Consider the following 12,536-nt stretch of genomic DNA (forward strand, 5'->3'; position numbering starts at 1 on the left):
TGGAGCTGGCCATTTGACCGATGCGTCTCGTGGGCGCTGATCGAGATAATGGCACCATGGGAATGGAACAGGAATCGCGGCCGCGGGGGGCGGCAGGCCGGCAATCCGGTCAGGCCATGGTCGAAGCGGCGATGATCATGCCGCTGGCGGTCTTCATGACGCTCGGCATCATCCAGCTCACGTTGATTCAGCACGCCAAGCTGATGACCGAGTACGCCGCGTATCAGGCGGCGCGCGCCGGCGTCGTGTGGAACGGCAACAACGAGCGCATGCATGACGCGGCCATCGTCGCGCTGCTTCCCACGTTGGGCCGCACCGACGACATCGGCAATCTGGCGAAGACCTTCGCCATCCATCAAATCTACGACTCCGCGATGCGCACGCTGAACTTCGGCGGCGGCGTGGTGCCTCGGACGGTGAACGGCTCGAACCTGTTCGGCCTCATCCGGGTGGACACCATCAACCCGGCGTACTTCACGCCCATCGACACCATCTGGAAGCTGCGCACCGGCTACAACTGGCAGGAGCTGGACTTCGACGGCGCGGACAGCTTCCCGGAGGTGCCGTCGCTGGAGAACAACATCCGCAAGTTCTTCAACCTGCCGGAGCCGGATGACTCCGAGCTCGTCTACCGCAAGGCGACGCGGCTCACCATCCGCCTGCGCTACTTCTACGAGATGAAGATTCCGTTCGCGAACTGGATCATCTTCACCGCGTGGTACGCCTCCAACGCGCAGGTGGCGCTGCGAGGCGCCATCGACCGGGCCACCCTCGTCCCCCGCTCCAACATGATGGCGGATGGTGGCAACCTCACGCCCCTGGCCGCGATGGCCAAGGGCATTGACCACGAACAGGGCTACAACTCCCTGTATCCCGCCGAGATGTGGGTGCTCTGGGGCCTGGCCACTGGCAGCATCCCGCTCGTCTCCAGCCTCGTGGGCAAGCGCTACTTCATACCCCTGTCCGCGACCTACACCATGCGCATGCAGTCCAACTTCCACCGCAAGTGGATCATGCACCTCAACCCCGACTGGGGCCTGTAAGAGGACGCACGCACCATGTTCACTCGAATCCTCCGACAGAGCTTCCAGCGCCAGGAGGGCCAGGCCCTCATCCTGGCCGCATTGATGGTGCTGGTGATGTCCATCGCGGTGCTGACCACCGTGAACATCGGCCACACCGTTCACGAGCGCGTCCGCCTGCAGAACACCTCGGACGCCGCCGCCTACTCCATGGCCGCCATGGAGGCGCGCGCGTTCAACTTCTACGCGTACGCCAACCGCACGCAGGTCTCCCACTACGTGTCGGCGATGATGTGGCACTCGCTCATCTCGCTCATCTACTCGGCGGAGGCGTTCTTCACGGACCTGTTCGGGTTCATGAAGACGCTCAACCCGTGTGGCGGAAAGAGGAAGAAGCTGTGGATCGTCCTCTGTCCCATCCTCGAGGTGATTCCGTACGTGGGGCAGGTCATCAAGGCGATCAACAAGATCATCACCCTGTACAAGACCGCCTTCCTCCAGCCGTTTCAGCGCCTCTTGAAGGGGGCCAACCCCGACAAATGGTTGGGGAAGTACATGGTGCCGGCGCATCGGGTGCTCAACGGGGCCATGTATTTCATGTCCCAGGCGGTGATGATGTCGGCCACCACGCACGTGATTCAGACGGCGCAGGGGGTGCTGGACGCGAACGACAAGAACCTCAACTCGATGGCCAGCCAGCTGGCGACGGGCTTCTACAGCCAATGTCTCTTCAGCCAGGCACACAGCGCGCACGCCGGCGGCAAGCCGTTGAACCCGGGCACGTGGAAGAACCCCTTCGGCGCGCTGGACGTGACGAAGTACCAGCGCAACGACGACATCGCCCGCGTCAAGCGGTCCATGGGCGGCATCACCAACGCGACCCGCTACGCGTGTGATCGCGACGGCGGCATGTGCCCCGAGCGCTTCACCACCTCGCGCGAGCTGGGAGACATCCTGCCCTTGCCGGACGCGCTCGGCTTCCTGCGCGACATGCTGAACAACGGCGTGAATGCCCCCGGAATCATGGAGTTCAAGAAGATGGGGCAGACGCGCATGCTGTCCGCGACGTTCCCCTCGTCGAGGCAAATCATCGACTCGCGCAACTTCATCCGTGACTGGAATGACAACCTGAACCCGTGGGGCATGACGGCTCAGGGCGACAACATGGGCGCGGACGACCTGTACTGGCTCAAGCTCGGCCCCGCCGAAGTCGACGTGGGCGTGGGCAAGGCGGACAACCCGCTGTCCTGCAACAACAAGGACCCGTACACGCGCTGCTTCGGTGACAACCGCAAGGGGCTCAACGACAAGGGCGGCATCAAGCTGCCGTACCGTCACACGGTCAAGCCCAGCGTCTGGGCGCTGAACGACACGGACACCGGCGGCGTCAAGGGTGGCGTCCACTGGCGCGTGCACTACCCGCAGAACAGCGAGGGGTGGCGCAACCACACGGCGCCGAGGGGCGTCGAGCGGGAGGTGGGCGTCCACACCGAGAACATCTGCGTCCTCAAGCTGATCATCTGCTGGTTCAAGGTGGACGTCTACACGGCGAACGTGCGCCCGGCCCAGGACGGCAACCACCCCTGGGGTGGTGTCACGCCGTTCATGCACTTCGAGCCCGGTCAGTATGGCGGTAGCACCTGCAATCCGATGGCGAACGCGGACAAGGCCGCCATGGCCAAGCGCACGATGGACTTCAACCAGCCCTCCGCCTGGGTGGCGCTGAACAAGTCTCCGGAAGAGGTCGTGAACAAGGCCAACACGGACGGCACGGGGTCGAACGCGCCCGCGCTGCTCAATGACGAGGGCAAGGTGAAGTTCGCCTTCTCGCCGGACTCGGAGGGCCTGGAACTGCTGAACAACCGCAAGAAGTTCCTCAGCCTCACCGAGGGACTCAACGTCATCTCCCGCGGCCAGAGCTACTACCACCGGCCGGGCAACTGGACCGAGCAGCCCAACTTCTTCAACCCGTACTGGCGTCCGCGTCTGGCGTCCGTGTACCAGGGCCGCAACCAGCTTCCGGTGGTCGGGTCCATGCTGGACGCGCTGCCTGGCGCGCTCCAGGGCTTCGCCCCGAAGGTCATGACGCACTGAGGACCGCGATGAGAACCCCCATGTCCCGAAAGAGTTTTCGTCGCGGAGCCGCCACGGTGGAGTTCGCCCTCTCCGTGCCGCTGCTCGTCATGATTCTGATGTTCAGCATGTACTTGACGGAGTTGGTCCGGGCGAAGCTGAAGCTCCAGGAGATGGCGCACTACGCCGTCTGGGAGATGACCAGCTACACGCTCACCGACTTCGCGAAGGGCGACCACGACGCCGCGTTCGAGGACGCGCGGCAGGAGGCGCATACCGAGCTCCTCGAGCGCTTCAAGGACATGGACTCGGTGGAGCCCAACGGGCCCGCTGGGTCGTTCATCGCGCGCTACAGCTCGGTGCAGGGCACCATCACCAACAAGGAGATTCCCTTCCTCGAGTCCGGGATGCTGGGCAACCCTGGCAGCACGGGCGAGGGTGGCAGCCTGGGTGCCGGGGTGCTGAGCATGCTCAACCGGGGCGCGGGCGCGGTGCTCAACGGCTGGGGCTTCAACAACAAGGGCTGGGTCGAGTCCGAAGTCACGATGAACTTCGACAACGTCATCATCCCCCGCAGCTACCTCGACGAGAACTCCGGCCCTGGCGGCTTCTTCAAGTCGGACACGTTCGGCGGCCAGAACCTGTCCAGCGTCCCCCTGCGGTCGAAGTTCTCGATGTACGCGAACGGCTGGCACATGCCGGACGGCGGTGATGCAGTGGTTCGCGACAGGCGAGCAGGCAACCACCGCTCGGGAAGCGACCGTCACGGCCTCCACGTGCAGGTGGAGCGCATGGTGTTCCTCGGCCTGACGAAGGCCCTGGATGGAAGTGTCGGCGGCATCCTCGACTTCCTGGGGAGCTTCCTGCCGAACTTCTTCGGCACCTTTGTCGTCGCGCGAAACTACGGTATCGATCCCCAGCAGAAGGGGAACTGCAACGGCCTCACGGGCTATGACGGCGCCGCCAGCAGCGGCCTGCATGCGATGAGGGACTTGCTGGACAACGACCGGCCGGACTGCTTCGACACCGCGCCGTTCCGCGACGAGATGACCTACGGGGACAGCAACTACATCAAGGTGTTCCTGGCGCGCGGTCCGCACTTCATGGGGTGCAAGAGGGCCATGGCCGACGACCCGTCGGATCCGGACGCCACCCAAGAGGCGACGAACAAGGATGAGCAGGACAACAAGATTCGTTGTGAGCAGTAACGTGGTGGCCCGCCGGCTCCTGCTCGGTTTCGCGCTCCTGGCCGTCTGGCCGGCGCTCGCCGAGCAGGAGGTGCCCGTCTATCCGGGCACCATCCACACGCGCATCGGCAACGACCTCATCATCGGGGGCGAGTACTACCGGCTGGCCTACTTCACGACGACGGACCCCATGAAGAAGGTGGCGGCCTACTTCGCGCAGAAGTGGCGCGACGAGGGCTACCCCACTGTGGTGGAGGGCGACCTGGAGGACGAGGCCGTCGTCTCCGCGCTCTTCACGCGAGAGGGCCTCCAGCGGGGCGTGGTGTTGCGCACGCACCTGGGCAAGACGGTGGGCTTCACGGCGCTGCGCGACCTGTGGACCCGCCCCCCGAAGTCCACTCCGTCCGGGCTGATAAAGCTGGAGGGCACGCTCTACAGCCAGGATCTGGAGACGCGGGACGACCCGGGTGGTTCGCGCAACCGCACGTCGCTGGTGACGGGAGACCTGTCGGACGTGCAGCAGCGGGTGGGGGCGGAGCTGACGCGCCAGGGCTTCGAGCCGGTGCGCAGCACGGCGACGAAGGTGGGGGGCAGCACGCAGGTGACGATGGAGCACGCGCGCAAGGGAGAGCAGGTGATGACGACCATCGCCCAGGTGGACGAGGGGATGTCGACCGTCATGCAGACGTGGGTGGGCACGGACCGTCCGGACGGAGTGCCCAACAACGACGCGGTGCGCGCGAGCCGCGAAGCCTATGAGCAGGAGCAGAAGACGAAGGCGAAGGCGGCGAAGGGAGCGGGCAAATGAGGGCGTCGTGGGCCGTCATCGCGGTGGTGCTGATGGCGGCGCCCGCGCGCGCGGAGGAGAGCCCCGCGGCGCGTGAGGTCATGTCCCATCTGTCCCGGGGCGCCCGGAGCGCGCGCGTGGGCGACTGGGTGACGTACCGCTTCGACGGCGGCGCGGGGGGCCTGCGCATCTACTACTGGCGCATGGCGGTGGTGGGGGAGGAGAAGGACAAGCAGGGCCGCGACGCGGTGTGGGTGGAGATGGAGGCGGGCACGCATCCGGCCATGAAGTCACCCCTCATGCAGATGCGCATGCTGGTGGCGCGCGAGGGCGAGCAGATCCGCTATGACGCCATCTCCCGGCTCTTCGTGGGCGGGGCCACGGACCGTCCCCAGGAGTACTCGGAGGAGGCGCTGGGCCACGTCCTGAAGAAGATGGACCAGCAGGAGAAGGACGACAAGGTGGTGGATCCGGAGGACGCGAAGGTCACCCTGCCGGCGGGAATGAAGCCCGTCTTGCGCACCAGCAAGGAAATGCGGGTGATGACGCTGGCGGGCACCGTGACAGTCGTTCCGGTGGAGGTGGTGGTGAAGAAGACCGTCATCAAGCGGATGTGGATCAGCCGCGAGATTCCGTTGATGCAGATGGCGAAAATGGAGATTCCGGGCATCGCCCATTCGATGGAGGTGGCGGAGTACGGTATCGACGCCAAGCCTCGAATGGTGCTACCGCCCCCCTCCGCGCCCAAGATCCGCCTGGAGTACGCTGACCGCGTCTTCCCGGACTTTCCGGCGATGGACGCCCCCAAGGACCCCGCCGATTCGGAGAAAGCCCCATGAACTTCCCCAAGACGCAGCGCCTCCGCGCCTCCCGACGTGGGCAGGCCATGGTCGAATACTCCATCCTGAACTGGGTGCTGGTCGTCGCGCTCGTCATCGGCGCGTCGGTCAAGGTCCGCTGGACGGATGACGTCCAGTCGAACGTCATCGACCTGTTCATGCGCTCGTACCAGATCTACTACGACTCCTTTTATTTCGTGCTGAACCTGCCGTTCCCGTGACGACCCGGAGCGAAGTGGGGGCGCCGTCGTCCCTGGTGTTGCGGTTGCTTCACGCGGTCGTGTTCCTCGCGATGGCGGCGGGCGTCATCGCCGTCTCGCTTCCTGAGTGGCGGCACCTGGCCCAGGTCCTGAGCCAGTCGTTCCACTCCGGCCCGCCGCCGCGCTGGACGTTGCTCGCCGGTGGTCTGCTGGCGGTGGTGAGCGGGCTGCGCCTCGTCTGGGGCCTGGCGCGGGGGAAGTCCGCGCCGCTCTGGGCCTCGGCCACCGTGCTGGTGTCCGTGGTGGGCGCGGTGGGCGCGGGGGATGGGCGCCCGCTCAAGGAGACGCGCTCGGAAGAAGTGGCGAACCTGTCCCTCCTGCGGGTGGCGCGGCGGGTCCACCTGTCGATGGTGCAGGAGCTCCAGTCGCACGGCGAGGCGCCCACGGATGAAGCGTCCTGGCGCAAGGCGCTCGAGGTGGCGGGGCCGAACCACGAGCAGTTCCGCACCCGTGCGTTCCGTGCCGTGCCCGTCCAGATGATGTGGCTGGAGTCGGAGGAGTCGCGTCCCGCGCCGCTCATTCCAGGCGCGCTGTGGGTGCACGTGACGCCGGACGGCGTGGGCTTCAGCCTCCGCATGGTCGGTCTCCGAGGAGGGGAGCCCGCGCTGATGCTTGATGATCGCGAGCGGGAATTGGTGCTGCGCGGCCTCTACAACCCGGACCTGCCCCCTCCGGCGAAGCCCCCTGCGTCGCCCATCGAGCAATTGTCTCCGTCGCCAACTCCCTGACTCGTCCGATGATGCACACCGGTGTTGCCGACGACCCCGGGAGTCAGCCAGTCTCGGACCACCTCATGACGCGGTGGCCCAAGGCCGGAGGGGTCGCTTTCGCATCAACGACGAGGACAAGGAGCGCGCAATGGCGCATGCGGCCTGGAAGTGGATGGTCGTCGCGGCGGCGGTAGGGGCAGGGGTGTTGGCCTGCAGCGACGACGATGACGGCGACGGCGGAGGAAGGACGGACGGCGGCCCCATCACCTTCGACGCGGGGGTGAACAAGGAGCGGCCCGGCTTCGGTGAGGACCCGGGGACTCCCGTGGGCACCACCCTCAGCTTGCCCCCTGGCGTGGAAATTGTCGGGCCGCTGTACGGCGCGAACGATGCCACCAAGGACTGCGGCAACGGGGTGGCGCCGGTGGGCACGGGCCCCGCGGTGCTGGTCTGCGTGCCGCTGCGCAACACCTCCGGCGCGCCGGTGATGATGACCTTCGAGCCGGGCCTCATCATGCTGAACACGGCGCCCAGCCGAATCCAGAACGGCATCTTGATGGACCGCGTTCGCATCAACCTGCCTCCCACCGGTATCGGCTCCGGCGGCATCGATGCGGGCACGGACGGCGGTACCGAGGAAGAACTCTACGTCGTTCCGTTCTACCTCTACTGCCTCAACGAGGCGCGGGGCCCCTCCGAGCAGGACGGTACCTTCGCCCTGGGCCCCGTCTCCACGGACCCCGACATCCAGGAGCTTCTGCGCCTGCTGAACGGGAAGACCATCGACAACGAGGATGAAGCCGACGTCGTCCAGGACGCCATCTACAGCATCACCGAATACAACGGGTTGACCGACGAGGACCGCGAGGCGCTCGCGGACCTCTGACGCAACCGCTGATTTCGACAGGGATGGCGCGGGATTCGGTGCTGTCGCGGGAGGTGGTTTTGACACCTGCTGTATCGCACGGCTAACATCCCGCGCCATCGGCGCAAGGTGCGCCTTTCTAGATTTCTACACCCTCGAACGCCTTCGCCGCCGAACGGCGCCCCCCCGTTTTGGAGGTTCCTGAACCATGCTGAAGGGCAAGACCCCGCTCGTCGTCGCGCTCGTACTCGGCCTTCTGGCCGGTGTCATCGCGTATTCCGCCATCAAGAAGAAGGAAGCCGACGTGCGCCGCGGCTGGAACCTGGTACCCGTGGTGGTCGCGGCCCAGGACGTCCCCGAAGGCACCGTCATCACCTTCGAGATGATCTCCCAGCGCTCGGTGCCGGAGCAGTTCGTCACCTCGTCGGTGGTTCGTCCTGACTCGGCGTCCTACGTCGTGAACCAGAAGGTGCTCGTGGCCCTGCAGGCGGGTGATCCGCTGCTGTGGAGCCAGTTCGAGACGACCAAGGCCGCCGAGCGCCTGTCCTCGAAGGTGCAGAAGAAGATGCGCGCGATGACCATCGAGGCGAAGAACACCACCGCCGTCGGCGGCTGGATTCGCCCCAATGACCACGTGGACATCATCGGCACGTTCCGCGATCCGCAGACGGACGAGAACGTCGGCGTGACGCTGCTGCAGAACATCATCGTGGTGGCGACCGGAAAGATCACCGGTACCACCAACGTCAACCTCATCCCGGAAGGCCAGCGCGACTACAACAACGTGTCGCTGATGGTGCTGCCGGAAGAGGCGGAAATCCTCGTGCTGGCCGCGGAGCTCGGCGCGCTGACGCTCAGCTTGCGCAACGAGGACGACGTCGACCTCATCGAGGAGCGCGGCCGCGCCACCATCAGCACCCTGCTGTCCGGTGAGCGTACCCGCGTGCTGGAAGCCAAGCGCCGGGAGATCATCCAGATCATCAAGGGCGGCAGCGAGAAGGCCGCCGCCGCTGGCGCCCAGTAGTCGGCGCCACGCCGCCCTCACCCCCAGGGAAGCGCGCCCATGCTTGCCGGAATCGTCCTCCTCCTCGTCACAGGCTCGGTCTTCTTCTTCAGCCTGGTGATCTTCAGCGTCCTCTCGAAGGCGTATGAGCAGTACCAGGAGCGCTACGTCGCCAAGTCGATGAACGACTTGAGCGACATGTTCCTCTTCATCGATGCGCGCCAGATGTTGGTCCTCAACATCGCGTGCATGTGCTTGCTGGGCATCCTGTCCTACATCATCTTCAACCCCATCCTGGCCGTCGTGGCCACGGTGTTCGGCTTCTTCCTGCCGATGTTGATGGTCAAGCACTACCGCAAGCGGCGCATCAAGAAGTTCAACGTCCAGTTGGTGGACGCGCTGCAGGCGATGGCCAACGCGTTCAAGGCCGGTCTCACCTTCCCGCAGGCCATCGAGCACGTGGCGCGCGAGGCGATGGCGCCGCTGTCGCAGGAGTTCGGCCTGTTCGTGAAGGAAGTGAAGCTGGGTGTCCCGCTGGAAGAGGCGCTCGTCAACATGGGCAAGCGCGTGGGCAGCGACGACCTGGAGCTGGTGGTGGTGTCCACCAACATCTCGCGCCAGCTGGGCGGCAACATGGCGGAGATGTTCGAGACCATGTCCAACGTGATTCGCGAGCGCTTCCGCCTGGAGGGCAAGATCGACGCCCTCACGTCGCAGGGCAAGCTGCAGGGGTGGATCGTGGCGGCCATGCCCGGCGTGCTGGGCATGGTGCTCAACTACATGCGGCCGGACCTGATGGAGCCCATGATGAACCACTTCTTCGGGTGGATCCTCGTGGTGATCATCGCGATCATGGAAGTGCTGGGCATCCTCATCATCCGCCGCATCGTCAACATCGATATTTGAGGGGTGCTCCGTGGACATCCTGACGCAAGTGTTGGTCGGCAGCTCCGCGCTGCTCTTCGCGGGAGCCATCGGCTTCCTCGGACTCGGTCTGTATCAGGTGCTCTTCGAGCGCTTCCTGTCGGAAGTGCGCGACGAGTCCCAGGGCGGCATGAAGGGCTTCGGCTCGGTGGCCATCCGCCGCCTGGGTGCCATGAACCGCCGCTTCATCTGGCCGGGCTACGAGGCGAAGTCGCGCCGCAACCTCATCAAGGCCGGTGAGCCCCAGGGCTACAAGCCCGAGGACATGATGGCGCTCCAGGAAGTGAGCGCCGTGGTGGGCCTGCTGATGGGCCTCTTCATCCTCAACGGCACGGGACAGAACCTGGTCTGGTCCATCCTGTTCCTGCTCTTCGGGATGTACTACCCGATGCTCTGGCTGAACGACCAGGTGAAGAAGCGCCACCTGCTCATCAGCCGCGCGCTGCCGTACAACCTGGACCTCCTGACGCTGTCGGTGGAGGCGGGTCTGGACTTCACCGCCGCGCTGGCCAAGGTGGTGGAGAAGGGCAAGACGGGCCCGCTTCGCGAGGAGCTGCAGCTGGTGCTCAAGCAGCTCAAGATGGGCAAGACGCGCGAAGAAGGCCTCAAGAGCATGATTGTGCGCGTGGACCTGCCGCCGCTGACGACGTTCGTCACCGCGCTCATCCAGGCGGACAAGATGGGCACGAGCTTGGGCAAGGTGCTTCGCATCCAGTCCACGCAGATGCGCATCGACCGCACGCAGCGCGCGGAGAAGCTGGCCGGCGAGGCCCCGGTGAAGATGCTCTTCCCGCTCATCGCCTGCATCTTCCCGACGGTGTTCATGGTGCTCTTCGGGCCCATCGTGTTCCAGTTCTTCTTCGGTGAGCTCGCGTAGGGGATGGTCCTCTGCCGATCCTCCTCTCCATCACCAAGGGGCTCCAGCAGGGCAGGGAGCTCGTCTTCGAGCAGGCCGAGGTGAATATCGGTCGGACGTCGGAGAACGACCTGGTGTTGCATGACCATGGCGTCTCCCGTCTGCATGCCCGAATCATCCTGCGGGGCGGGCAGTACTTCACGCAGGACATGGGCAGCTCCAACGGGACGGCCCTCAACGGGAGCGTGCTGAAGGGCGAGCAGCTCCTGCGGGATGGGGACCGCATCGCCGTGGGCCCGGTGGAGTTCACCTTCCTGTGGGTGCCCCCGGATGGGGACGAGGACGCCACGCGTCCCATCCGCCGCAACCCACAGGCCCCGCCGCCTCCGGGTGGACTGGAGCAACAGTACCTCCCCACGGGCGAGGTGCCGCTCGTCGCGCCCGTGGCGCCGCGTCTGGTGCCAGTGCTGGCCGACGACTTCCCCGCGCTGGCTCCACCGAGCGGAAAGCGCCCGCTCGTCGCGCCCGTGGCGCCACGCCCGGTGCCGGTGCTGGCTGACGACTTCCCCGCGCTGGCCCCGCCGAGCGGAAAGCGCCCGCTCGTCGCGCCCGTGGCGCCGAGCCTTCCGGTCCTGGAGCCCCTGGTGGAGGAGCGCACCGAGGTGGCCCTCACGGCCGATCGCCTCGCGATGCTTCCAGGCCCGCCGGTGATGGAGCCCGCCGAGGAGGAGCGCACCGAGGTGGCCCTGTCCATCCGGGTGCCTCCTGTCGCCACCGCGATGCCTCCGGGGCTCATCGAGCCGTTCGCCGAGGAGCGGGAGGAACGCACGGAGCTGGCGCTGCCCACGCTCGCCGACCTCGGGCTCCTGCTGGAAGAGTCCACCGTCGACGCTGACGCCACCCGGCCGATTCGGACCCGAGCCCCGGGGACCGAGGCGCCGGTGCCAGCCCCCCTGGCGCTCGCGCCGGCCTCCCCGCCGCCAGCGCTCGTATCGGAGACGACGAAAGTCACCTCCGCTCCCGCTCCCACGGGACCCACCGCGGCGGACCGGGCGCGCAAGCGTCGGGAGCTCGCGGGCACGCGCGCCGGACAGCTCTGGCTGTGGTGGCGCGGATTGCCGCTGGCCCGCAAGCTCCTGACGAGCACCGTGACGCTCTTCATCCTGGGGTTGGCGGGCAGCGCGCTGGCCTTCGTGTTCCTGCCAGGCGGCGTGGCCTCGGGCGGGCAGGGGGTGGAGCCGCTGACCCTGGGCGTCGAGAACGTGCCCGACTCGTTCGGTCTGGGAGAGGGCGTGCGCTGGGAGCACACCGACCAGAAGTCCTTCGACTTCCAGTTCGTCGCTCCCACCCGCGCGGTGGCCCTGCTGCACTACCAGGCCAGCGGCATCTCCAAGGAGGAGGTGTCCCTGTCCCTCAATGGCGTGAATCTCGGCTGGGTCCCCCCGGATACCACCGCCACCGCCGAGCGCGAACTGGAGCACATCCTCCCCGCCAGGACGCTCAAGCGCGGGGAGCTGAACAGCTTCGTCTTCGACAATGTGCGCAACCCCCCCGGGAACGAGACCTGGCGGGTCTGGAACCTGCGGCTGGAGGTCATCCCCGTGCCGGAGCTGCCCCCAGAGCAACTGCTCGCGCAGGCTCGGGATTATGCCTCCACGGGCAGGCGGTTCTTCGACACCAGGGGGGTGGGGGCGGAGAACCTCTTCCGGGCCTGGCAGCAGTTCCGCTTCGCGTGGCTGACCCTGGAGGCCATGGACCCGAAGCCGGACCTGTATCAGGACGTGCGCTACCAGCTCTCCCAGGTCTCCGCCGAGCTGGACCACCAATGTGCCCAGCTCATGCTTGAATTCCACCGGAGTGTGCAGTTCCGGAGCGCGAGGAAGGCTCGGGCGGCGCTGCAAGAAGTGAGCAGACGCTTCCCTACCACCGAGCATCGCTGCCACAATCTGGCCCAGGAAAAGGCGTTCGAGCACGAGCTCTGAGCTGGTGCTCTCTCTTCAGGAAGTCGGT

General features: G+C 66.2%; 12 protein-coding genes. All 12 read left to right on the forward strand.

What is annotated here, in order from left to right; all coding sequences use genetic code 11:
* Positions 1 to 56: 56 nt before the first annotated feature.
* The 12 genes from G4D83_RS11710 (at position 57) to G4D83_RS46010 (ending at position 12,508) form a co-directional block, all read left to right on the forward strand.
* Complete coding sequence (locus G4D83_RS11710; protein ID WP_163864813.1) at positions 57 to 1,043, forward strand: TadE/TadG family type IV pilus assembly protein; 987 nt, start codon at positions 57 to 59, stop codon at positions 1,041 to 1,043.
* A gap of 15 nt (positions 1,044 to 1,058) precedes the next feature.
* Positions 1,059 to 3,116 carry a Tad domain-containing protein gene (locus G4D83_RS11715; protein WP_163864814.1) on the forward strand — a complete coding sequence of 686 codons (2,058 nt, stop codon included), beginning with the start codon at positions 1,059 to 1,061 and terminating at the stop codon, positions 3,114 to 3,116.
* Between the two features lie 20 nt (positions 3,117 to 3,136).
* The gene (locus G4D83_RS11720; RefSeq protein ID WP_240356283.1) at positions 3,137 to 4,303 is read left to right on the forward strand and encodes a TadE/TadG family type IV pilus assembly protein; all 1,167 of its coding nucleotides are present in this window, start codon (positions 3,137 to 3,139) and stop codon (positions 4,301 to 4,303) included.
* Positions 4,293 to 5,090: a hypothetical protein gene (locus G4D83_RS11725; protein WP_240356284.1), complete on the forward strand. Its 798-nt coding sequence runs from the start codon at positions 4,293 to 4,295 to the stop codon at positions 5,088 to 5,090. Before G4D83_RS11720 ends, G4D83_RS11725 begins: the two co-directional genes overlap by 11 nt.
* A complete protein-coding gene (locus G4D83_RS11730; RefSeq protein WP_163864816.1) occupies positions 5,087 to 5,908 on the forward strand; it encodes a hypothetical protein in 822 nt (273 codons plus the stop codon). The genes G4D83_RS11725 and G4D83_RS11730 overlap by 4 nt, the downstream gene beginning before the upstream one ends.
* Complete coding sequence (locus G4D83_RS11735) at positions 5,905 to 6,129, forward strand: hypothetical protein (protein ID WP_163864817.1); 225 nt, start codon at positions 5,905 to 5,907, stop codon at positions 6,127 to 6,129. Before G4D83_RS11730 ends, G4D83_RS11735 begins: the two co-directional genes overlap by 4 nt.
* A complete protein-coding gene (locus G4D83_RS11740; RefSeq protein WP_163864818.1) occupies positions 6,126 to 6,896 on the forward strand; it encodes a hypothetical protein in 771 nt (256 codons plus the stop codon). Before G4D83_RS11735 ends, G4D83_RS11740 begins: the two co-directional genes overlap by 4 nt.
* 130 nt (positions 6,897 to 7,026) lie before the next feature.
* Positions 7,027 to 7,764, forward strand: coding sequence for a hypothetical protein (locus G4D83_RS11745; protein WP_163864819.1), 738 nt, complete (start codon positions 7,027 to 7,029; stop codon positions 7,762 to 7,764).
* 187 nt (positions 7,765 to 7,951) lie between these two features.
* Positions 7,952 to 8,767, forward strand: a complete 816-nt coding sequence (cpaB, locus tag G4D83_RS11750; RefSeq protein WP_163864820.1) for a Flp pilus assembly protein CpaB — start codon at positions 7,952 to 7,954, stop codon at positions 8,765 to 8,767.
* Between the two features lie 39 nt (positions 8,768 to 8,806).
* On the forward strand, positions 8,807 to 9,652 hold the full coding sequence (locus G4D83_RS11755; protein WP_163864821.1) for a type II secretion system F family protein: 846 nt from the start codon (positions 8,807 to 8,809) through the stop codon (positions 9,650 to 9,652).
* A gap of 10 nt (positions 9,653 to 9,662) precedes the next feature.
* On the forward strand, positions 9,663 to 10,547 hold the full coding sequence (locus G4D83_RS11760; protein WP_163864822.1) for a type II secretion system F family protein: 885 nt from the start codon (positions 9,663 to 9,665) through the stop codon (positions 10,545 to 10,547).
* 80 nt (positions 10,548 to 10,627) lie between these two features.
* On the forward strand, positions 10,628 to 12,508 hold the full coding sequence (locus tag G4D83_RS46010; RefSeq protein WP_240356285.1) for an FHA domain-containing protein: 1,881 nt from the start codon (positions 10,628 to 10,630) through the stop codon (positions 12,506 to 12,508).
* Positions 12,509 to 12,536 lie beyond the last annotated feature (28 nt).

Source organism: Myxococcus eversor, from assembly GCF_010894455.1.
Taxonomy (GTDB): Bacteria; Myxococcota; Myxococcia; order Myxococcales; family Myxococcaceae; genus Myxococcus; species Myxococcus eversor.